This window comes from Streptomyces sp. NPDC044064 (assembly GCF_056434245.1).
The window spans coordinates 274,631-296,686 of record NZ_JBWKFN010000001.1; the positions used below are offsets into that span (position 1 = coordinate 274,631).

General features: G+C 73.1%; 16 protein-coding genes. 11 read left to right on the forward strand and 5 right to left on the reverse strand.

The window, feature by feature from the left end; translation table 11 throughout:
- Positions 1-28: 28 nt before the first annotated feature.
- Both ctaD and ctaF read left to right on the forward strand, forming a co-directional pair.
- Positions 29-1,702, forward strand: a complete 1,674-nt coding sequence (gene ctaD, locus AC07DS_RS01265) for an aa3-type cytochrome oxidase subunit I (RefSeq protein ID WP_479141514.1) — start codon at positions 29-31, stop codon at positions 1,700-1,702.
- Positions 1,699-2,082: an aa3-type cytochrome oxidase subunit IV gene (gene ctaF / locus AC07DS_RS01270; protein ID WP_479141515.1), complete on the forward strand. Its 384-nt coding sequence runs from the start codon at positions 1,699-1,701 to the stop codon at positions 2,080-2,082. The genes ctaD and ctaF overlap by 4 nt, the downstream gene beginning before the upstream one ends.
- On the opposite strand, the gene qcrB is transcribed toward ctaF, so the two are convergent.
- From qcrB to AC07DS_RS01285, 3 genes are all read right to left on the reverse strand, one after another.
- Positions 2,018-3,511, reverse strand: coding sequence for a cytochrome bc1 complex cytochrome b subunit (qcrB, locus tag AC07DS_RS01275; RefSeq protein ID WP_479141517.1), 1,494 nt, complete (start codon positions 3,509-3,511; stop codon positions 2,018-2,020). The genes ctaF and qcrB overlap by 65 nt on opposite strands.
- Positions 3,508-3,780, reverse strand: a complete 273-nt coding sequence (locus AC07DS_RS01280) for a hypothetical protein (RefSeq protein WP_479141519.1) — start codon at positions 3,778-3,780, stop codon at positions 3,508-3,510. The genes qcrB and AC07DS_RS01280 overlap by 4 nt, the downstream gene beginning before the upstream one ends.
- Positions 3,781-3,860: 80 nt before the next feature.
- Complete coding sequence (locus AC07DS_RS01285) at positions 3,861-6,308, reverse strand: SpoIIE family protein phosphatase (protein WP_479141521.1); 2,448 nt, start codon at positions 6,306-6,308, stop codon at positions 3,861-3,863.
- A gap of 205 nt (positions 6,309-6,513) precedes the next feature.
- On the opposite strand from AC07DS_RS01285, the gene lanKC reads away from it, so the two are divergent.
- From lanKC to AC07DS_RS01305, 4 genes are all read left to right on the forward strand, one after another.
- Positions 6,514-9,147, forward strand: coding sequence for a class III lanthionine synthetase LanKC (lanKC, locus tag AC07DS_RS01290; protein WP_479141522.1), 2,634 nt, complete (start codon positions 6,514-6,516; stop codon positions 9,145-9,147).
- A 48-nt stretch (positions 9,148-9,195) separates the two neighbouring features.
- A complete protein-coding gene (locus AC07DS_RS01295; RefSeq protein ID WP_359072654.1) occupies positions 9,196-9,309 on the forward strand; it encodes a SapB/AmfS family lanthipeptide in 114 nt (37 codons plus the stop codon).
- A gap of 98 nt (positions 9,310-9,407) precedes the next feature.
- Positions 9,408-11,096: an ABC transporter ATP-binding protein gene (locus AC07DS_RS01300; protein WP_479141525.1), complete on the forward strand. Its 1,689-nt coding sequence runs from the start codon at positions 9,408-9,410 to the stop codon at positions 11,094-11,096.
- Positions 11,093-12,808: an ATP-binding cassette domain-containing protein gene (locus tag AC07DS_RS01305; protein WP_479141527.1), complete on the forward strand. Its 1,716-nt coding sequence runs from the start codon at positions 11,093-11,095 to the stop codon at positions 12,806-12,808. The genes AC07DS_RS01300 and AC07DS_RS01305 overlap by 4 nt, the downstream gene beginning before the upstream one ends.
- Here AC07DS_RS01305 and AC07DS_RS01310 read toward each other — a convergent pair whose 3' ends face one another.
- On the reverse strand, positions 12,809-13,468 hold the full coding sequence (locus tag AC07DS_RS01310; RefSeq protein WP_336109404.1) for a response regulator transcription factor: 660 nt from the start codon (positions 13,466-13,468) through the stop codon (positions 12,809-12,811).
- Between the two features lie 292 nt (positions 13,469-13,760).
- Here AC07DS_RS01310 and AC07DS_RS01315 point away from each other — a divergent pair, with 292 nt between their 5' ends.
- Complete coding sequence (locus AC07DS_RS01315) at positions 13,761-15,905, forward strand: SpoIIE family protein phosphatase (RefSeq protein WP_479142125.1); 2,145 nt, start codon at positions 13,761-13,763, stop codon at positions 15,903-15,905.
- A gap of 223 nt (positions 15,906-16,128) precedes the next feature.
- Here AC07DS_RS01315 and AC07DS_RS01320 read toward each other — a convergent pair whose 3' ends face one another.
- Complete coding sequence (locus tag AC07DS_RS01320; protein WP_479141529.1) at positions 16,129-17,559, reverse strand: S1 family peptidase; 1,431 nt, start codon at positions 17,557-17,559, stop codon at positions 16,129-16,131.
- A gap of 198 nt (positions 17,560-17,757) precedes the next feature.
- Here AC07DS_RS01320 and AC07DS_RS01325 point away from each other — a divergent pair, with 198 nt between their 5' ends.
- From AC07DS_RS01325 to AC07DS_RS01340, 4 genes are all read left to right on the forward strand, one after another.
- On the forward strand, positions 17,758-18,171 hold the full coding sequence (locus tag AC07DS_RS01325; protein ID WP_479141531.1) for a PaaI family thioesterase: 414 nt from the start codon (positions 17,758-17,760) through the stop codon (positions 18,169-18,171).
- A 526-nt stretch (positions 18,172-18,697) separates the two neighbouring features.
- A complete protein-coding gene (locus tag AC07DS_RS01330) occupies positions 18,698-18,913 on the forward strand; it encodes a type A2 lantipeptide (RefSeq protein ID WP_479141533.1) in 216 nt (71 codons plus the stop codon).
- A 116-nt stretch (positions 18,914-19,029) separates the two neighbouring features.
- Positions 19,030-19,836, forward strand: a complete 807-nt coding sequence (locus AC07DS_RS01335) for a hypothetical protein (RefSeq protein WP_479141534.1) — start codon at positions 19,030-19,032, stop codon at positions 19,834-19,836.
- Positions 19,833-22,055 (forward strand): NHLP family bacteriocin export ABC transporter peptidase/permease/ATPase subunit, encoded by a 2,223-nt coding sequence (locus tag AC07DS_RS01340; RefSeq protein ID WP_479141536.1) that lies wholly within the window; start codon positions 19,833-19,835, stop codon positions 22,053-22,055. Before AC07DS_RS01335 ends, AC07DS_RS01340 begins: the two co-directional genes overlap by 4 nt.
- The last annotated feature ends 1 nt before the right edge of the window (position 22,056 follow it).

The window sequence follows — 22,056 nt, forward strand, 5'->3', positions numbered from 1 at the left end:
GTCACCGACGATGACGGAACTACCCGAAATGTCCGACACAAGAGAGATCGTCGCGCGGTACACGGCCCCCGCCCCACGGCCCGGCCGGACCCTGCTGCGCTGGGTCCGCACGACCGACCACAAGGTGATCGGCCGGCTCTACATGGTCACGGCGTTCTGCTTCTTTCTCCTCGCCGGGCTGCTGGCCCTCGCGATGCGCGCCGAACTGGCTCGGCCGGGTCTGCAGTTCCTGTCCGAGCAGGGCTACAACGAGTTCTTCACCGTCCACGGCACGATCATGATGCTGCTGTTCGCGACGCCGATGTTCGCCGGATTCACCAACGCGGTGATGCCGCTGCAGATCGGCGCGCCGGACGTGGCCTTCCCCCGGCTGAACGCGCTGTCGTACTGGATGTACCTGTTCGGCGGGCTGATGGTGGTGTCCGGGTTCCTGGTCCCGGGCGGTGCGGCCGCGTTCGGCTGGTTCGCGTACGCGCCGCTGAACAGCGCCTACTTCTCCCCCGGCGCGGGCGGCGACCTGTGGACGATGGGACTGGTGGTGGCCGGTGTGTCCACGACGCTGGGCGCCGTCAACTTCGTCGCGACGATCGTGTGCCTGCGCGCCCCGGGCATGACCATGTTCCGGATGCCTATGTTCACCTGGAACGTGCTGTTCACCTCGATCCTGGTGCTGCCCGCGTTCCCGGTACTGACGGCGGATCTGCTGGTGCTGGAGTCGGACCGGAAGTTCGGCTCGCACGTCTTCGACGCGGCGAACGGGGGCGCTGTGCTGTGGCAGCACCTGTTCTGGTTCTTCGGGCATCCGGAGGTCTACATCGTGGCGCTGCCGTTCTTCGGGATCATCTCCGAGATCATTCCGGTGTTCTCCCGCAAGCCGCTGTTCGGCTATCTGCCGATGATCGGAGCGACGATCTCGATCACCATGCTGTCGGCGGTGGTGTGGGCGCATCACATGTTCGCGACCGGCGCGGTGTTGCTGCCGTTCTTCGCCATCATGTCGTTCCTGATCGCTGTACCCACGGGCATCAAGTTCTTCGCGTGGATCGGAACGATGGTCCACGGGTCGGTGTCGTTCGAGACGCCGATGCTGTGGTCCCTGGGGTTCCTGGTGACCTTCCTGCTGGGCGGGCTGAGCGGGGTGCTGATCGCCTCGCCGCCGCTGGACTTCCACCTCACCGACTCCTACTTCATCGTCGCGCATCTGCACTACGTGCTGTTCGGGACGGTGGTGTTCGCGATGTTCGCCGGCTTCTACTTCTGGTGGCCGAAGTTCACCGGGAAGATGCTGGACGAGCGGCTCGGGAAGCTGCACTTCTGGCTGCTGTTCCCCTCGTTCCAGCTGACCTTCTTCGTGCAGCACTGGCTCGGCGAGGAGGGGATGCCCCGCCGGTACGCGGACTATCTGCCCTCGGACGGCTTCACGCTGCTCAACACCCTGTCGTCGGTGGGTGCGTTCCTGCTCGGCCTCTCCACGCTGCCGTTCCTCTACAACGTCTGGCGCACCTCCACGACGGCCGAGCAGGTCACCGAGGACGACCCGTGGGGGTGGGGACGTGGCCTGGAGTGGGCGACCTCCTGCCCGCCGCCGCGCCACAACTTCCTGGCACTGCCCCGGGTGCGGTCGGAGTCGCCGGCCTTCGACCTGCACCATCCGGAGGTCGGGCGGACGGCCGAGGACACCGAGCGGGAGGGCCTGCGATGAAGGCCGAGGCGATGCTGTTCGGCGGCGTGGCCCTGTTCTTCGGCGGGTCCGCCGTCCTGTACGGGGTGTGGTCCAAGGACGACACGGGCACGACCGTGCTGGTCGTCGCGTGCGGGATGGCGGCGCTGGACGCCTTCTTCTACCTGATCCAGTACCGGCGCCGGGGGCGCCGGGCACAGGACCGCAAGGACGCGGAGGTGGTGGACGGGGCCGGGCCGGTGGCGTTCTTCCCGCACGAGAGCCCGTGGCCGGTCGTCACCGCGCTCGGGTTCGCGGTGGCGGCGACCGGCGTGGTCTTCGGGCTCTGGCTGTTCCTCATCGGTCTGGGGGTTCTGGCGCGCGGGGTTTTCGGGATGGTGTTCCAGTACGCGCACCGGTGAGCGGCCTGCGCGGCGCGCCGGGCCGGAACCGCTCGACGGGCTCGTGGCCGCTCTCGTAGCCGCCGGTCACGCTCTGGCGGATCTCGCCGGTGGACACGCCCTCGGCCAGGCGCGCGGACTCGGCCTCCGTCAGCGCCCGGCACAGCCACCGGGTCACCAGGAGGGCGAGGACCGGCGCGACCACGAGGGCGACGCGCAGCACCCAGGTCAGGGCGTTGACGGAGATACGGAAGGTCTGGGCGATGATGTCGTTGCCGCCGGCCAGCAGCAGCACGGCGTAGAAGACGATGCCCGCCACGCCGAGGCCGGTGCGCAGGGGGCGCTCGCGCGGCCGGTCGCACAGGTGCTGCTCGTAGTGCCACTCCCCCGTCAGGCGCTGTTCCACGAACGGGTAGGCGTACAGCACGGTGAACAGCAGCCCGGGCAGGACGACGGCCGGGAGCAGCACGTTCCACATGAGGGTGTGTCCGGCGAAGTCGGTCTCCCACGGCGGCACCAGCCGCAGGGCGCCCTCCAGGAAGCCGACGTACCAGTCGGGCTGGGAGCCGGTGGAGACCACGTCGGGGCGGTACGGGCCGTAGTTCCAGATCGGGTTGATCTGGGCGAGGCCGGACAGCAGCACGACCACGCCGGAGACGGTCATGGCGAGGCCTGTGGTGAGGGCGGTGAAGTGCGGGAGGAGCGGCTTGCCGACGGCGTTGCGGTTGCTGCGGCGGGGGCCGCGCCACTGGGTGTGCTTCAAGTAGAAGACGAGGGTCAGATGCACCGTCACCAGGCCGATGAGCGCGCCCGGCAGCAGCAGGATGTGCACCGGGTAGAGCCGGGTGATGATGTCGTGGCCCGGGTACTGGCCGCCGAAGACGAAGAAGGCGACGTACGTCCCGACCACCGGGAGGGACAGCATGATGCCCTCGGCGATGCGCAGACCGGTGCCGGAGAGCAGGTCGTCGGGGAGCGAGTAGCCGGCGAAGCCCTCGGCGAGCGCCAGGACGAACAGGGTGAGTCCGATCGCCCAGTTCAGCTCGCGGGGCCGGCGGAAGGCGCCGGTGAAGAAGATCCGCAGCATGTGCAGGCCGATCGCGGCGACGAAGACGAGCGCGGCCCAGTGGTGGGCCTGCCGGATCAGCAGTCCGCCGCGCACGTCGAAGCTGATGCGCAGGGTGGAGTCGAAGGCCGCCGACATGAGCACGCCCTGCAGCGGCTCGTAGGAGCCGTGATAGACGACCTCGCGCATCTCCGGCTGGAAGAAGAAGGTCAGCCACACCCCGGTCAGGATCAGCACCAGGAGGCTGTAGAGGGCGATCTCGCCGAGCAGGAACGACCAGTGCTCGGGGAACGCCTTGCGCAGCAGCTGCCCGCCCTCCAGGACCGGAAGCCGGGCGTCCGCCACGTCCGCGAGCCGTTCGGCGCGGCGGCCGGCTCGGCTCATGTGTCCTCCGCTGCCGCCGCCCGCTCCACGTCGGCCTCCACCTCCGCACGGGGCCGGTCCGCCTGCCTGGCGTAGTCGTTCACCGCGGTCTGCACGTCCCGCGCGAGCTCCCGCCAGGCGCGCAGGGCCGTCTCGTAGGTGTCGGACTGAGCGCCCGTCATCCCGCGCTCGGCGGGCGGACCGTAGGTGTCGCGCAATTCCTCGACCATGCGGTGCGCCGCGTCGGCCGCGCGCTGCTTCTCCACCAGTTCTTCGAAGGTGTGTGCCACGACAGGAGACCCTAGGCACGGCGGGCCTGCGGGCTCCTCCGACCTGCCGGGAGCGGCCCCGACCGGTACCCGAGTGGCCGTCAGGTCTCGGGGACGAGGTCGGCCCACACCTGTTTGCCGCCGCTGACCGGCACCGTCCCCCAGGCCTCGGACACCGCCTCCACGAGCAGGATGCCGCGGCCGCCGGTGGCCTCCCAGCCGACGTTGGTGTTCTTGAGGGGGCTGCGCGGCGAGGCGTCGGCGACGGCCAGCCGCAGCCGGTGGTTGACCAGGCTGAGGTCGAGACGGACCTGGCCGTCGGTGTGCACCAGCGCGTTGGTGACCAGCTCGGAGACGACCAGGAGGGCCGTGTCCATGGTGTCGGCCGCGACGCCCCAGGTGCGCAGGGTGCGCCGGGTGAAGCGGCGGGCGTGCCGGACCGCTTCGGGGACCCGCCACACGGTCCAGGTCTCGCGCAGCGGGCGTACGGCCATGCCGTCGTAGCGCATCAGCAGCAGGGCGACGTCGTCGCCGCGGTGGGCGCCGGTGAGCAGGGCGTCGGCGACCATTCCGAGGTGGCCGGGGTCGGCGGCGGCGAGTTCGCCCGTGAGCCGCTCCAGGCCCACGTCCATGTCGGTCTCGGCGGACTCCACCAGGCCGTCGGTGGTGAGCGCGAGGACCGTGCCGGGCTGGAGGCGCAGCAGAGTGATCGGGAACTCGGTCTGGTTGAGTACACCGAGCGGCGGGCCGCCCTCGGCCTCGACGATCTCGGTGGAGCCGTCGGGGTGGCGCAGCACCGGCGGCAGATGACCGGCACGCACGCACCAGGCGGTGCCCTGCTCCATGTCGACGTCGACGTAGCAGCAGGTGGCGAAGAGGTCGGTCTCCATGTCCATCAGCAGCCGGTTGGCGTGCGCGACGACGATGTCCGGGGCGTGGCCCTCGGCGGCGTAGGCGCGCAGGGCGGTGCGCATCTGGCCCATCAGGGTGGCGGCGCCCGCGTTGTGGCCCTGGACGTCGCCGATGACGAAGGCCACGTGGTTGTCGGCGAGCGGGATCACGTCGTACCAGTCGCCGCCGACCTCGAGCCCCGCGGTGGTGGGCAGGTACCGGGCGACGGCGACCGCGCCGGGCAGCCGGGGCAGCCGGCGGGGCAGCAGGGTGCGCTGGAGCATGCCGACGAGTTCGTGTTCGGCGTCGAAGGCGTGGGCGCGCAGCAGGGCCTGCCCGGCGAGGCCGGCGGAGGCGGTGAGCAGGGCGCGCTCGTCGGGGGCGAACTCGTGCGGCTGGTCCCAGCCGACCAGGCAGGCGCCGGCCATGCGGCCGCCCGCGGGCAGCGGCAGCACGGCCAGGCCGCCGGGACCGACGCCGGCCAGGGCGGGCTCCAGCGGAGAGCCCGCGGGCCAGATCCGGGCGCGGCCCTCGCGCAGGGCGGCGGCGAGGGTGGGCATGGCGCGCACCGGCGCGTCGGGCCATTCGGTGCGCCACTCGGAGCGCCACAGCTCGGGCCAGGCCTCGGGTTCGGGCGGGTCGAGGACGGTGACGACGAGGCGGTCGTTCTCCAGTTCGGCGAGGGCGATGCGGTCGGCCTTGAGGGGTTTGCGCAGGGCGTCGACGACTGCCTTGCCGACGTCCTTGACGGTGCCGGCCATGGCGAGGGCGGCGGCCAGCCGCTGCACGCGGGCCACGTCGGTGACGCCGGAGCGCACGGTGGAGGCGTCCGCGACGGTGCCGACGAGCCGGGCCGGATGCCCTTCGCCGCCGGGCAGCAGCCGGCCGCTCAACCGCAGCCATCTGGGCGGTCCGGAGGGCTGCAGGGCGCGGAACTCCAGCTCGCGGTCGCCGATCGACATGTGGTCGGCCTCGACCACCGACATCAGCGCGGGCAGGTCCTCGGGCACGGTGAGGGCGAGCAGTGTCTCCACCTTGCCGTCGAAGGTGTCGCGGCCGATCCCGAAGAGGCGCAGGATCTCGTCGCCGACCTCGACCCGCCCGGTGTCCATGGCCAGGCTGAACGCGTCGCCGGGCAGCTCACCGCTGTCGGCGCCCGGGCCGGCCGGCACGGGCACGGCGACCGCGCGGGCGATCAGCTCCAGGCAGGCGCGGTCGTCGCTGCCGAAGCCGCCCGGGTGCTCGCTGACGGCGAGCAGACAGCCGCTGCCGGCCGGGCCGAGCGGCAGCACACCGACGGAGAACTCGGTCGACGGAGTGCGGCGTGCCTCGGCGCAGTCGGCCAGCTCGTCCGGGCCGAGCCATCGTGGCCGCCCGGTGCGGTGGGCCCCGGCGACCGGCGAGCCGCCCGTGGCCGGATAGCCGTCGCGCAGGCCGTACAGCGTGCGGGGCAGCCCCGCCGACTCTGTCAGACACAGCAAGGAGGGGTCGGCGCCGGGCACGTAGACGCCCACGAACGCCGCCCCGGCGAACACGAGTGCCTGTTCGAGGACCCGGCGCAGCCGGTCGGGAGAGGCGGGCACGGCGAAGAGTGTTTCAAGGGCGATTTCGGCACGCTCGGCTCTCGTTCTGCGCACCGCAGCACCCTCACTGGCCACTTGGCCATTACAGCGCGTATGAGCCGCCTGCGCAGCCCCTGTGAACGCTCCGCGTGCCGTCCGTGAAGGACGCGGCTCGAAAGCCGCCGAACACATCTTTACCCATGCGTTCCGCACGGCGATCTCGTGACAGTCGTGACTGTCCGCGACCACCCGCCTGCTGCGAGTGTCTACCGGGTCAGCCGGAAGAGGGGGCGGGAGACGCATGGACAAGCGGTACGAGGTGTACGCGCTGGCCGACGGGCACTTCTACGACACGCCCGACCGGCTCTCGGCGGCCGGGAGCGAGTCCGCGCCGCAGTTCCCGACGGCGCGTCGCGCGGTGCCCGACGGCTGGCACGCGGGGCGCACCGGCGACTGGCTGACGCTGACCCCGCTCGGCGGGGACGGCGAGCCGCTCCCGTCGCCGGCCCAGGGCTGGAAGATCCACTCCTCGGCGACGGCGGCCGACGCGGAGCGGATCGCCGGGATCGTGTGGGACTACTGCGTGCCGCGCCGCATTCCGTTCAAGTTCGTGCCGTCCCCGCATCTGCTGCACCTGCGCAACGCGAAGTACGCGGGCCGCGACACCAGCGGCAAGTTCGTCACCGTCTACCCCGCCGACGAGGAACAGCTGCACGAGGTGCTGCGCGAGCTGGGCGCACTGCTGGAGGGCTGCGAGGGGCCGTACATCCTGACCGACCTGCGCTGGCACGACGGTCCGCTCTACGTCCGCTACGGCGCCTTCGCGCGCCGGTTCGTCGTCGACGAGCGCGGTTCGCTGGTCCTGGCCGTGACCGACGGCGAGGACCGGCTGGTCCCGGACCGGCGGGCCCCGTCCTTCCAGGTGCCCGAGTGGGTGACGCTCCCGGAGTTCCTGCGCCCGCACCTGGAGGCCCGCAACACCACGACGGTGGGCGAGCTGCCGTACCGCATCGAGAAGGCGCTGCACTTCTCCAACGGCGGCGGTGTGTACGTCGGCACGGACACCCGGGACGGGCGCCGGGTGGTGCTGAAGGAGGGGCGCCCGCACGCGGGGCTCGCCGCCGACGGGGCGGACGCGGTGGAACGGCTGGCCCGGGAGAAGGCCGCGCTGGAGCGGGCAGCCGGGACGGGCGTGGTGCCGGAGGTACGGGACTGGTTCACGCTCGGCGACCACCGGTTCCTGGTGATGGACTTCCTCGAGGGCCGCCCGCTCAACTCGTTCTTCGCCGAACGGCATCCGCTGCTCACGTCCGACCCGGATCCGGCGAAGGTCGCCTCGTACACGGCGTGGGCGCTGCGCATCCACCGGGCGGTGGAGCGGGCGGTGGCGGCGGTGCACGCGCGCGGGCTGGTCTTCCACGACCTGCACGTCTTCAACGTCATGGTCGCCCCGGACGAGGAGACGGTGTACCTCATCGACTTCGAGGCGGCCGCCCCGGCCGCGGAGAACGGCCGGCAGACGGTGGCCCACCCCGGCTTCTTCGCCCCGCCGGACCGCCGGGGCATCGACGTCGACCGGTACGCGCTGGCCTGTCTGCGCCTGGCCCTGTTCCTGCCGGTGACCACGCTGTTCGTGGTGGACCGCGGCAAGGCGGCCCATCTGGCGGACGTCATCGCGGAGCAGTTCCCTGACGTGCCGCGCGCCTTCCTGGACGAGGCGGTCGCCGAGATCACCCGGGACACCGCGGGCGGACACGCCCGTCGCACGTCCGCTCCGCCGGTGGTGCCGGGCGACTGGCCCTACAGCCGGGACTCGATGGTCAAGGCGATCCTCGCCGCCGCGACCCCGGAGCGCGACGACCGGCTCTTCCCGGGCGACATCGCCCAGTTCTCCGACGGCGGCGGCCTCGGACTCGCGCACGGCGCGGCCGGGGTGCTGTACGCGCTGGAAGTGTCCGGTGCCGGCCGGTACGACGAGGGCGAGCGCTGGCTGCTGGACCACACCGCCCCGCCGCCGCCCGGCACCCCGCTCGGCCTGTACGACGGTCTCGCGGGCGTGGCCCTGGTCCTGGACCGGCTCGGCCACCGGGAGCGGGCGCTGGAGCTGATCGGCGGCGTGCTGCGGGAGAACTGGCGCAACCTCTCCTCCGACCTGCACGGCGGCCTGGCCGGACTCGGCCTGGTCCTCGGCCGGCTGGCCGCCGCGACCGGCGACCCGGCGCTGCGCGATCGTGCCGCCGAGGCCGCCGAGATCCTTCTGCGACGCCTCGCCGAACCGGTCCCGGACGCGCCCCGGCGGCGGGCCGGGCTGCTGCGGGGCGCGAGCGGGCCGGCACTGTTCCTGCTGCGGCGGTACGAGGAGACCGGTGAACCCCGGCTGCTGGCGGCTGCGGCCGAGGCGCTCCGGCGCGACCTGGCCTGCTGCGTCGTCCAGACGGCGAGCGGCGCCCTGGAGGTGGACGAGGGCTGGCGGACGCTGCCGTACCTCGGCGACGGGAGCGTGGGGATCGGGCTGGTCCTCGACGACTACCTGGCGCGCGCGGGCGGCGCACTCGCCGGATCAGCCGACACCACAAGGGAGTTCGAGCGCGCCAGGACAGGCATCCTGACCGCCGCCACCTCCCGCTTCTACGCACAGCCCGGCCTGTTCCAGGGCCGCGCCGGCATGGTGCTGCACCTCGCCCGGAGCACCGCGCCGGGCGCCGGCCCGGAGCGGCTCGCGCAGCAGATCGACGGGCTCGGCTGGCTGGCGATGGCTTATCAGGGCCAACTCGCCTTCCCCGGGCACCAGATGATGCGGCTCTCCATGGACCTCGCCACCGGAACGGCAGGCTGCCTGCTCGCGCTCGCGGCGGCTCACGAAGCCGGGCGCACCGCGCACCTGCCGTTCCTTCCGCCGCCACCGGCGGCCCCCACCCGCGGCTCCGCGATCTGACGGAGTCGTGACACAACCCCGTCCCCAATGAAGGGAAAGGACACGATCATGGCACTTCTCGACCTGCAGACCCTGGAGTCCGACGAGCTGTCCCACACCGGCGCGAGCACGGTGAGCCTGCTCTCGTGCGTCTCGGCGGCGAGCGTCCTGCTCTGTCTCTGACCGGACCGGTGAGTCCACGGCTCCGGGCAGTCCTCCTCCCCGTCCGGGAGGAGGCTGCCCGGAGCCTTCCCGTCCGCCCCGACACGAGGCCGCAGCCGATGACGCCCTCCCGCGAAGCCCCCGCTCGTCTGCCGCGTGCCGTGCTCCGGCACGCAGGCGCCCGCTGCGCGGCCCTGTGCGCCGTGAGCACGGCCGCCTCGGCCGCCGCACTGCTGCTGCCCGCCGCGCTCGGCCGGACCCTCGACCTGGTGCTCGCCCACGCTCCGGCAGCCCGCTGGGTGGCCTGCTGCGCCGGACTGGTGCTGCTGATCACCGTGCTCGACGGATGCGCGGGCGTGCTCACCGGCACGGTCGACGCCCGGTCCACCGCGTGGCTGCGCCGCCGGGTCACCGGGCAGGTGCTGGCCCTGGGCCCGCGCGCGGGCGCCCGGTTCGGCGCCGGGGACCTGGTGGCGCGGCTGGTCGGCAACGCGGCGCAGGCGGGGACGGCGCCGGCCGCGGTGGCCGCGCTGGTCGCCGCGCTCGCCGGGCCGGTCGGGGGCGTGGTGGCGCTCGGCCTCATCGACCCGTGGCTGGCGGCCGTGCTCCTCGCCGGCGCACCGGTACTGGCGCTGCTGCTGCGGGCCTTCGCCCGGGACACCTCGGCGTGCGTGGCCGACTACCAGTGCGTGCAGGGGCGGATGGCGGCCGCCCTCACGGAGGCGGTCGGCGGCTTCCGGACCATCCGGGCCGCGGGCGCGGAGGACCGCGAAACGGCCCGGATCCTCGCACCGCTGCCCGAACTGTCCCGCGCCGGGCACCGCATGTGGCGGGTGCAGGGGCGGGCCGCCGCACAGGCGGTCACCGTGGCACCGCTGCTGAACCTGGGCGTGGTCGCGGTGGCCGGGCTGCTGCTCGCCCGCCATCGTGTGTCGGTGGGCGAGGTGCTGGCCGCCTCGCGGTACGCCGTCCTCGCCACGGGAGTCGGCGTGCTGGTCGGACAACTGGCCGCGCTCTCCCGGGCCCGGGCGGCGACCGGACGGCTCGCCGAGGTGCTGGACGAGCCGGCGTCCGGGCACGGCACGCGAGAGCTGCCGGCCGGTCGCGGGCAGCTGGAGCTGCGCGGTGTGACGGCGGGCCGGGGCGACCGCACCGTCCTGGACGGCGTGGACCTGCTCGTCCCCGGCGGCACGACCCTCGCCGTGGTCGGCCGCTCCGGCGCGGGCAAGTCCCTGCTGGCCGAACTCGCCGGCCGGCTCGCCGACCCCGACGCGGGCGAGGTCCTGCTCGACGGGATGCCGCTGCGCGACCTCGGCCATGCCGACCTGCGCGGCGCGGTCTCCTACGCCTTCGAACGGCCCGCCCTGCTGGGCACGACCGTCGAGGACGTCATCGGGTTCGGGCTCACCACGCCCTCCCCCGACCGGATCCGGTCGGCCGCGCGCACGGCCCACGCCGACGACTTCGTCCGCCGGCTGCCCGACGGCTACGCCACCCGCTGCGCCGACGCGCCCCGGTCCGGCGGCGAGTCCCAGCGCCTGGGCCTCGCCCGCGCCTTCGCCCACGGTGGCCGCCTGCTGATCCTGGACGACGCCCTCTCCAGCCTCGACACGGTCACCGAACACCGGATCGCCCAGTCCCTGCTGGCCCCGGGAGCGGGCCCGACCCGCCTGCTGATCGCCCACCGCACGGCCACGGCGGCCCGCGCCGACGCCGTCGCCTGGCTGGACGGGGGCCGGATACGAGCGGTGGGCCCGCATGCCGAGCTGTGGCGGGACGCCGAGTACCGGGCGGTGTTCGGGGCATGAAGGCGCGGGCACGGGCCCTGGAGGCGGTGCGGACGCGCCGGCGGGTGCTGGTCCGGCTGGGTCTCTGGTCGGTCCTGGAGGCCGGGCAGACCTTCCTGGCCGGCTATGCCCTGGCCCGCGCCCTGGACGACGGGTTCCTCGCCGGGGACACCCGGATCGGTCTGCTGTGGCTCGGCGCGGCCGGGCTCGCGGTGACCGCCGGCGCGTACGGGACCGGGCGGGTGTACGGCGTGGTCGCGGCACTGGTCGAGCCGGTACGGGACCGGCTGGTGGCGAGCGTGGTCGGGCGCGGGGTGCGGGAGGCGGACGCCGGGGCGCTGTCCGGGCTCACCCAGCAGGTGGAGATCGCCCGGGACACACTGGCCGGACTCGTGCTGGTCTCCCGCTCCTTCCTGTTCACCGTCGCCGGCGCGCTGGTCGGCCTGTTCTCGCTGGCCCCGCTGCTGCTGACGATCGTCGTGCCCCCGCTGCTGGCCGGGCTGTGCCTGTTCGCGGCGACGCTTCGGCCGCTGGCCCGGCGCCAGGAGGCCTTCCTGGCCGCCGACGAGGCGCTGGCCGAGGAGCTGGGCGCGGTGTGCCAGGGGCTGCGGGACGTCACGGCCGCCGGTGCCGAGGCGCGGGTGGCGGCCACCGTCGCGGAGTCGGTCGACGCGGAACAGCGGGCCGCCCGCGCCCTGGCCCGCTGGAGCGTGGCCCGGGTGGCCGCGCTCGCGGTGGGCGGCGAGCTGCCGGTGGTCCTGCTGCTCGCCACCGCGCCCTGGCTGCTGCGCCACGGCGTGACGCCGGGTGCACTGGTGGGCGCCCTCGCCTACGTCGCCCAGTCCCTGCTCCCCGCCCTCCAGAACCTCGTCCACGGCCTGGGCACCAGCGGGTCCCGGCTCACGGTCGTGCTGCGGCGTCTGGCGCCGCCGACGGTCTTCGGGGAACGGCGGCCCGTGGTCCGGACCGGGTCCCCCCGGACCACGGAAACCCCGCCGCCCGCCGCCCCCGCCCTGGCCCTCACCTCCGTCACCTTCGCCTACGGCCCCGCGAGCGAGCCCGTACTCGACGGACTGGACCTCACCGTCCCGGCGGGGTCGCACCTCGCCGTCGTGGGGCCGAGCGGGGTCGGCAAGTCGACCCTCACGGGGCTCGTCGCCGGGCTCCTGGAGGCGCGGGAGGGGGCGATCCGGGTGTACGGGCACGCCGTGCCGGGAGCGGAAGCGGCCGCCTCCCGCGTGCTGATCCCGCAGGAGGCGTACGTGCACGGCGGGACCCTAGCCGAGAACCTGGGCCTGTTCCGCCGGGACCCGGTGCCCGAGGCGGAGCTGCTGGCCGCTGCCGAGGCGGTCGGGCTGACGCCGCTGCTGCGGGCGCTGGGCGGGCCCGGCGGCCGGGTCGATCCGGTCGCGCTGTCGGCGGGCGAGCGGCAGCTGATCGCGTTGACCCGGGCCTATCTGTCACCCGCCCCGCTCGCCCTGCTGGACGAGGCGACCTGTCATCTGGACCCGGCGGCGGAGGCACGGGCCGAGCGGGCGTTCGGGGCGCGGCCGGGCGGCAGCCTGGTGGTCGTCGCCCACCGCATCAGCTCGGCCCGCCGCGCGGACCGCGTCCTGGTGCTGGACGGCTCCCGCACCGCCTGCGGCCCCCATGACGAACTGCTGCGGACCTCGGCCCTGTACCGGGACCTGGTCGGCGGCTGGACGGCGCGGCCCACCGCACCCGTCCGGTGATCACACCCATCCCTCACCGCGGGATATCCGGATCGCGTCGATGCGGTTGCGTGCCCCCGTCTTACGGGTGATCGCCGCCATGTAGTTGCGCACCGTGCCGTGGGACAGGTGCAGGCTGCCGGCGATCTCCGCGATGGACGCCCCGCCGGCCGCCAGGGACAGCACGCTCAGCTCGCGTCTGGTGAGCGGCATCTGCGCCGCCTTGAGGAAGCCGAAGCCCAGCGACGCATCGACGAAACGTTCCCTCTCCGCGACGCAGCGGATCGCGCGCACCAGCCGCTCCGGCGAGCCCGCCTTGTCGACGAAGCCGAGCGCACCCGCCTCGGCCGCCCGCTTCAGCAGCCCCGGGCGATTCGTACTCGCAAGCACCACCAGCGCCGGCGGCCGGCCGCCCGTGCCGGGCGGGCACAGGTCGCCGAGCGGCGGCGCGCCATGGCCGTCGGCGCAGTCCAGGTCCGCCGCGCACACGTCCGGGCACCCGGACCGTACTCGCGCGGCCGCGCCACGCCAGGGTGTGTCCTCCACGTACAGGCCAGGCTCCTCCCGTAACCACTCGGCCAGAACCGATCGCACCAGACACGCGTCGTGCACCAGCAGTACCCGGATCAATGCCCGCCCCTCCAGTCGGCCGTACTTCGCCCCGTATCGCCGGGATCGCATCTTCAGGTGTTCAGCGCGTGCCCCATTCTTGGGCGCGTTTCGCCGTTCGCGGGCGCGGAGAATCGGCCATCAAGGTGCGCGGGGGCGCACACACGGCGCCCGTACGCTGCCGCGCGCATCGACAGCGGGGGCATGGTCCGGTCCCGACGGGGTATGCGCGGGCCCCGCGGTACCCGGGCACCTGCGCAGGTCACGGCCGCGGCCGACGGCGCGCGACACGCGCTCGCCGTGCGCCGCACGCCCCCGAGGGGCAGCCTTGACCCCGAGGCGTGACGCGCGGCCCGGCGAGGAGGTGGTCGGCGTGTCCGACGGGGCAGGGCCGGCACGGCCACCGGCGGCCGACCGCACTCGGGGCGGCCATCCGCTGCTGTCCATCGCGCTGGCCTCGATGATCGAGGACGTGCACGCGCACTCCGGGGCGGTGTACCTGCTCAGGCCCGACGAGCCGGTCCTCGAGATGGCGGTGATGGCGGGCATGCCCCGGGCGTTCGCGGCGCCGTGGGAGCGGGTCGGGCTGAACGCGCCGATCCCGGTGGCGGACGCGGTGCGCGACCGGCAGCTGGTGTGGGTGGGCGGCGAGGAGCAGATGGCGCGCCGCTATCCGCGGATCTCGGTGGTGCTGCCGTACCCGTTCGCCCTTGCCGCGCTGCCGGTGGCGACGGCCGGGACCGTGTACGGCGCCGTGTTCGTGACCTGGCCCGGTGTGCATCCGCCGGAGCTGTCCGGCCGGGAGCGCGACATTCTGACGGCGGCCTGCGAGCGGCTGGCGCTGCGGCTGGAGCGGGCCGCCGCGGAGAACCGGCGGATAGGCCCCGAGGTCGACCTGCTGGCCACGCCGCTGTCGGGCGTGTCGGACACGCTGGGCTCGTTGGAGGCGGCGCGCATGGTGTCCCGGCTGCCGTACGGGCTGATGTCGCTGGACCTGCACGGCCGGATCGTCTTCGTCAACCCGGCCACCGCCGAACTGCTCGGGCGACCGGCCGGGGAGCTGCTCGGCACCCTGCCGTGGGTGTCCGTGCCGTGGCTGAACGACCCGATGTACGAAGACCTGTACCGGGCCGCGCTGATCAGCCAGCAGGTGACGTCGTTCGTGGCGCTGCGCCCGCCGGGCGAGTGGCTGTCGTTCCGGATGTATCCGAGCACGACGGGGCTGAGTGTGCGGATCAGCCGGGCGCGGGCGGTTGCGGAGATGGCACGGGAGGCGCCGCGGACGGGGCCGGGGCCCTCGCGGCTGGTGACCATCACTCAGGTGCTGAGCCTGGCCGCGGCGCTGACCGAGGCGGTGGGAGTGCAGGACGTCGTGCAGTTGGTGTGGGACGAGGTCGCCCCGTCGGTCGGCTGCCAGGCGCTGGTGATCCTCGCTTCGCAGGCGGGGCGGCTGCACGTGCTCGGGCACCGCGGGTACGCGGACCCGTACGTGGTGGAGCGCTTCGACGGGCTGCCGCTGAGCGAACGCACCCCGGGCACCCAGGCCCTGAACAGCGGGGTGCCGGCGTTCTTCGACTCGTGGGAGCAGCTGGTGCGCCTGTACCCGAACCGGCCCCCGGACGGGTTCGGGTCCTGGGCGTATCTGCCGCTGATCGCGTCCGGCCGGCCGGTGGGCACGTGCGTGCTGGCGTACACCGACCCGCATGCCTTCCCCACCGACGAACGGGCGGTCCTCACCAGCCTCGGCGGTCTGATCGCGCAGGCGCTGGAGCGCGCCCAGCTGTACGACGCGAAGCACCGGCTGGCGCAGGGGCTGCAGGAGTCGCTGCTGCCGCGCACGCTGGCGGCGCTGCCCGGAATCGAGGCGGCCGCCCGCTATCTGCCGGCCACTCAGGGCATGGAGATCGGCGGCGACTTCTACGACCTGGTGCCGACCCGGCCGCTGGCCGCGGCGGTGATCGGGGACGTCCAGGGGCACAACGTGACGGCGGCCGCGCTGATGGGACAGATCCGCACCGGGGTACGGGCGTACACCACGGTGGGCCAGGCGCCGCAGGACGTGATGAGCAGCACCAACAGGCTGCTCATCGACCTGGGCGCCGACCTGTTCGCCAGTTGCCTGTACCTGCGGCTGGACCCGGCACAGGGCCAGGCCGTGATGGCACGCGCGGGGCATCCGCCACCGCTGCTCCGGCGCCCGGACGGACAGGTGCGGGTGCTGGACCTCGCCGGCGGCCCGCTGCTCGGGATCGACGCGTCGGCCACGTACCCGACGACCGAGGTGGCCCTGGCCCCGGGCTCGGTCCTCGTCCTCTACACGGACGGTCTCGTGGAGTCTCCCGACGTGGACATCGAGGACTCCCTCGTCGACCTCGGCGCGCTGCTCGCCGATGCGGGCGACCAGCCGCTGGAGAACCTGGCCGACGAACTCGTACGGCACAGCGCGGCGGCCCGGGAGCGGGTGGACGACGTGGCGGTCCTGCTGCTGCGGGCCCACGAGGACGGCTGAGCCACCGCCCCCGACGCCCGTGGCCCGGCCCTCCCGCCGGAGGGCCGGACCACCCCTGCCGACCGGAACCGACGTGGGCCGGCCAGGGACCCTGGGAACGACCCGACCCTCACGCCGCAGGCCGCTCGGCCGACCCCCTCAAGAGGCCGGCCTCACGGTTGCGTCCGGAGGCCGGCCGCCGGATCCCGCTGTGGGACGGCTCGGCGTCCCCGCCGGAGGAGGGTCAGTGGCTGTCGGTCTGGGACGAGGACCCGTCGCCCGTACCGGCACCGGACTGGTCGCCCGTACCGGCACCGGACTGGTCGCCCGTGCCCGCGCCGGACTGGTCGCCCGTACCGGCGCCGGACTGGTCTCCGGTACCCGCACCCTCGCCGGTGCCGCTCTGGTCGCCGGCCGAGGCGGACGGGTCGGCGGAGCCGCCGACCTGGTCGCCGCCCGCCTGGTCACCGGCCCCGGCCTGGTCACCCGCCGAGGCCGAGGGGTCGGCGGTGCCCGCCTGGTCGCCCGCGCCGTTGCCGCCGTCGCCGAGGGTGGCGCCGGTGGCCTGCAGGGCGGCGGTGACCGGCTGGAAGAAGGTCTCGCCGCCGCTGGTGCAGTCGCCGCTGCCGCCGGAGGTGAGGCCGACCGCGCCGCCGTCCTGCGTGAACAGGGAGCCGCCGCTGTCGCCGGCCTCGGCGCAGACGTTGGTCTGGATGAGGCCGTTGACGGTGTCGACGCCGTTGGGGTCGGTCTCGCTCTGGAAGTTGACGGTGGCGTCGAGACCGGTCACCTGGCCGTTGTGCAGCCCGGTGGTGGAGCCCATCCGGAACACGGTCTCGCCGACGGTGGCGTCCTGGGCCTGGGTGATCTGGACGGTCTGGCCGTTGCCGGCGTTGACCTCGCTGGGCGCCTGGGTGGTGGCGTCGTTGTACTTCACGAGGGAGAAGTCGTTGCCCGGGAACTTGGCCTGGTCCACGGTGGCGATGGGCTGGCCGTTCTGCGAGTCGGACCAGTCCTTGGCGGCGACCCCGCAGTGACCGGCCGTCAGGAAGGCGGGACTGCCGTCCGAGGCCTTGACGTTGAAGCCGAGGGAGCAGCGCACGTTGCCGCCCTGCACCTGGGAGAAGATGGCGTCGCCGCCGGAGACGAAGGTCTTGAAGGTGCCGGCGGACTTCTTGAGGGTCGCCATGCCGGAGCCGAGGCTCTGCACGGTCGACTGGAGCCGGTTCCACTTGGCGCCGGTGACACTGGAGTCGGCGGTGACCACGACCTTGTCGGTGCGCGGGTCCACGGCCCAGGCGGTGCCCGGGATGGTCGCCTTGGTCTTCAGCGTCCCTGCGGCGGCCTTGAGTTCGGAGGCGCTGTTCTCGACCTGGCGGACGACCGCCCCGGCCTTCTCCGCCTGCTGGATGACGGTGTTGTCGCCGTTGACCACGTTGACGACCAGCTGCTTCTTGCCGCTGTCGTAGTAGGACCCGGCAAGGGCGTCTCCGAGCAGCTTCTGCAACCGTGTGGAGAGGTCCGAGGCGTCCGAGGCCTTCAGGGTCTTCGCGGTGCCGGCGGCGCCCGCCGTGTTGTTCTGGTCCTGCGACGCGTTGGCGTTGGGCAGCAGGAGGGCCGCCGCTCCGAGCGCCGCGACACCGCCCACCGCTATCGCGGCCTTACGCTTGGGCATTCGCTTGTGACTCAAAATTCTCGACCTCCTGGGGACGGGGGTCTGCCGCTGTAGGGCAGTTGATCGGGGGCGCCTGGATGGCTGTAGGTACGGCCGGGTCATGCGGTGCGTTCAATTCCGTTCGCCAACTTCCGCCCCTGGGAGGTGAATCAGCCACGCTCCGCGTGTCGCGCCGGGCGGCCGGGAAGAATCCCCCATATGACGATGACCACCGCCGAAGCCGACAAGATCCTCTCCGCCAACTTCGCTCCCTGGGTGCTCGACCTCGGACTGTCCGTCCAGGCCTTGGGCGAGGACCGCGCGGTTCTGCGTCTGCCCTGGTCGGAGCGGCTGGCCCGGGAGGGTGGCGGGCTGTCGGGGCAGGCACTCATGGCGGCCGCCGACACGGCGACGGTGATCGCGGTCTCGGCCGCGCGGGGCGGCTTCGTGCCGATGACGACGGTCCAGCAGTCGACGTCCTTCCAGCGGGCGGTGACCGGTTCGGATGTCCTGATCGAGGCGGTCCTGACCAAGCTGGGCCGACGGATGGCCTTCGCGGACATCACGCTGACCGACGCCGCGTCAGGCGTGCTCGCAGCCCGCGCGAGCACCGTCTACGCGCTGATGGGCTGACAGGCCTGCGCACTGACGCACCGGCACAGTTCTGCGCTGACGCACCGGCACATCTCTGCACGGACGCATCGACACGCTCAGCTACCGGTCAGTAGCGGTCCGTTCCGATCACTTAGCGGAATCCCCGCTTCAGGGAATCTGCACATTGAATACTCAACCAAGTCACCGACGCCGCCGGTTCTGCACATCCGCGCGCCCCCCGGCGCGCCTTTGGCGCCCAGTGCCGGATTCATCGCCCGGCGGACAAGGGCCGGGGTGGGGCGATGCCGTGCGGCATGTGAAGGAGTCGCCGACAAGCCGTGCGCGCGCCTGCACGGTTGGGTCTCCGAGTGGGGCAAGTGCGCTGGTGAGAGGCCTGCTTGATTGGAAGCGCGGCCCGCGTGCGTGCTTTGATCCATCGCACCGCGGGGGTCCCCCGGGCTCCCGGAGACGGGGGTTCCGGCACCCGCGGTCGCGGCCGTCGTCTGTCCCCAGAGGGGGGCCGCTTTCCCCCTTGTGAAATATCCATACGAAGGGAAGTTCCACCATGAACTCCACCCCCCAGGTTGAGACCGTCGAGATCTCGGACGCCGAGCTGGACAACGTCTCCGGCGGCCTTTCCGTGAACGCCCTGAACTCCGTGACCGGTGCTGTCAACGGCATCGCCCCGGTTTCCGGCGCGGTCGACACGGTCGTCGGCACCGTCGAGGGTGTCACCGGCCTGAACGTGGCCCCGGTCACCGGCCTGGTCGCCGGTCTCTGATCGCGCCTCGGTGTCACCGAAGTCCCGGAGCCGCCCCCCGGCTCCGGGACTCTCGGGTGCCCGTGGGTGCCCGATGCAGGTCGTAACGATGTCTCTCCTCGGGTGAGGGAAGTTCCGTGCAGTTCCGCCAACAGGCCCTCGCCAAGCTCCAGTCGCCGGAGGAGCTGGACCTTCCGGTGCGGCTGGCCCGCCCCCAGGGCTGGCTCGCGCTCGGCGTCACCGTCGTCGTCATGGCGGCGGCCTCCGTGTGGGCGGTGACCGGCTCGGTCGCCTCCACGCTGAGCGCGCAGGCCATCCTCACCCACGGGCAGGGCAGCTATCTGCTGCAGAGCCCCGTGGCCGGCCAGGTCACGGCCGTACTCGCCAAGCAGGGCGAACGGCTGCCCGCGAACGCTCCCGTCCTCGAAGTGCGCACGAGTCAGGGCGATTCCGTGGTCCGCACGGTCGCCGCGGGCCGCGTCACCGCACTCGCCGCCACCATCGGCCAGATCATCCGGACCGGTGCGAACATCGCGGCGGTGGAGAAGGTCGCCCACGCCTCCGATCCCCTGTACGCCACCGTCTACGTCCCCGCCGAGAACGCCGCGGCCATCCCGGAGCACGCCGCCGTGGACCTCACCGTGTCCTCGGTGCCGACCCAGCAGTACGGCGTGCTGCGCGGACATGTGAAGTCGGTGGACCGGACCGCCCAGTCCGCCCAGTCGATCGCCGCGTTCCTCGGGGACAGCCAGCTGGGCGAGCAGTTCACGAAGAAGGGCCGCCCGGTGGCGGTCCTGGTCGCGCTCGACCGGTCGTCCGGCACGAAGAGCGGCTTCCGGTGGTCCTCCGCCGACGGGCCGCCGTACCGGCTCGACTCCATGACCCTCGCCTCCGGTTCGATCCGGCTGGCCGACCAGCGTCCCGTCGATTGGCTGCTGCCGTGAGCACGACTCAGGAAACCCGCGGCCGCAGAAGAGCCGCCCCGGCCCGGCGCCCGGTGCCCAAGGCCCGCGGCGGCGCGGTCCGTACGCCGACCGTGCTGCAGATGGAGGCCGTCGAGTGCGGCGCCGCCTCCCTCGCGATGGTGCTCGGCCACTTCGGCCGGCACGTCCCGCTGGAGGAGCTGCGCATCGCCTGCGGTGTCTCCCGCGACGGCTCGCGCGCCAGCAACCTGCTGAAGGCGGCCCGCAGCTACGGCCTGACCGCCAAGGGCATGCAGATGGACCTGGCCGCGCTCGCCGAGGTGACGGCACCGGCCATCCTCTTCTGGGAGTTCAACCACTACGTCGTCTACGACGGCATGGGCCGCCGTTTCGGCCGGCGCGGGGTGTACATCAACGACCCCGCGAAGGGCCGCCGGTTCGTGCCCATGGAGGAGTTCGACGGCAGCTTCACCGGTGTCGTGCTCGTGATGGAGCCCGGCGACGGCTTCACCAGGGGCGGCCGCAAGGCCGGTGTGCTCGGCGCGATGCCGGCCCGGCTGCGCGGCACCGCGGGCACCCTGCCCGCCGCCGTGCTGGCCAGTCTGCTGCTGGTGGCGGTGGGCGCGGCGGTGCCCGCGCTCAGCCGTACCTACATCGACATGTTCCTCATCGGCGGCCAGACCTCGCTGCTGGGCGTGCTGTTCGCGTCGATGGCCACCTGTGTCCTGCTCACCCTGGTGCTGACCTGGCTCCAGCAGGCCAACCTGCTGCACGGCCGGATCATCTCCTCCACCCTCTCCAGCGCTCGGTTCCTGCGTCATCTGCTGCGGCTGCCGGTCACGTTCTTCTCCCAGCGCAGCCCGGCCGATCTGGTGCAGCGGCTGCAGTCCAACGACCAGGTCGCCGAGACCCTGGCCCGCGACCTCGCGGCGGCCGGCGTGGACGCGATCGTGGTCGTGCTGTACGCCGTGCTGCTGTACACCTACGACCCACAGCTGACGTTCCTCGGCATCGGCGTGGCCCTGCTGAACGTGGTGGCGATGCGGCTCGTCGTGCGGCTGCGCGCGACCCGCACGGCGAAGCTGCGCGCGGACACCGCACGGCTCACCAACACGTCGTACACCGGTCTCCAGCTGATCGAGACGATGAAGGCGACCGGCGGCGAGGACGGCTACTTCCGCAAGTGGGCCGGACAGCACGCCACCACGCTGGAGGAGCAGCAGCGGCTCGGCGTGCCGAGCGCCTGGCTCGGGGTGGTCGCGCCGGCGCTCGCCACGCTCAACAGCGCGCTCATCCTGTGGATCGGCGGAATGCGGGCGGTCGAGGGGCACATCTCGGTCGGTCTGCTGGTCGCCTTCCAGGCGCTGGTCACCCGCTTCACGGCGCCGCTCACCCGGCTCAACGGCGTGGCGGGCCGCATCCAGGACTTCGCGGCCGACGTGGCCCGGCTGAAGGACGTGGAGAACTTCCAGGCCGACCCGCTCTACGCCCGCCCCGGCGGCGCCGACTCCACGCGGCGGCTGCACGGGCACGTCGAGCTGGAGAACGTCACCTTCGGCTACAGCCCGCTGGACAAGCCGCTGCTGACCGGGTTCGACCTGACCGTGGGCCCCGGGCAGCAGGTGGCGCTGGTGGGCGGCTCGGGCAGCGGCAAGTCGACGGTGTCCCGGCTGATCTCGGGTCTCTACACGCCCTGGGACGGTGTGATCCGCATCGACGGCCGCCGGCTGGAGGACATCCCGCGCGGCACGCTCGCCTCCTCGGTCTCCTTCGTGGACCAGGACGTGTTCCTCTTCGAGGGCTCGGTCCGCGACAACGTGGCCCTGTGGGACCCGTCGATCCCGGACGAGGCCGTCCTGGACGCGCTGCGGGACGCGGCGCTGTACGACGTGGTGATGCGCCGCCCCGGCGGCGTGCACAGCAAGGTCGAGCAGGACGGCCGGAACTTCTCCGGCGGGCAGCGCCAGCGCCTGGAGATCGCCCGGGCGTTGGTTCGGCGGCCCAGCATCCTCGTGCTGGACGAGGTGACCAGCGCGCTGGACGCGGAGACCGAGCTGGTCGTGATGGACAACCTGCGCCGGCGCGGCTGCGCCTGTGTGGTGATCGCCCACCGGCTGAGCACCGTCCGCGACAGCGACGAGATCGTGGTGCTCCAGCACGGCACGGTCGTCGAGCGCGGGCGGCACGAGGAGCTGGTGGCGCACGGCGGCGCGTACGCCGCACTGGTCAGGGAGCGGTGAG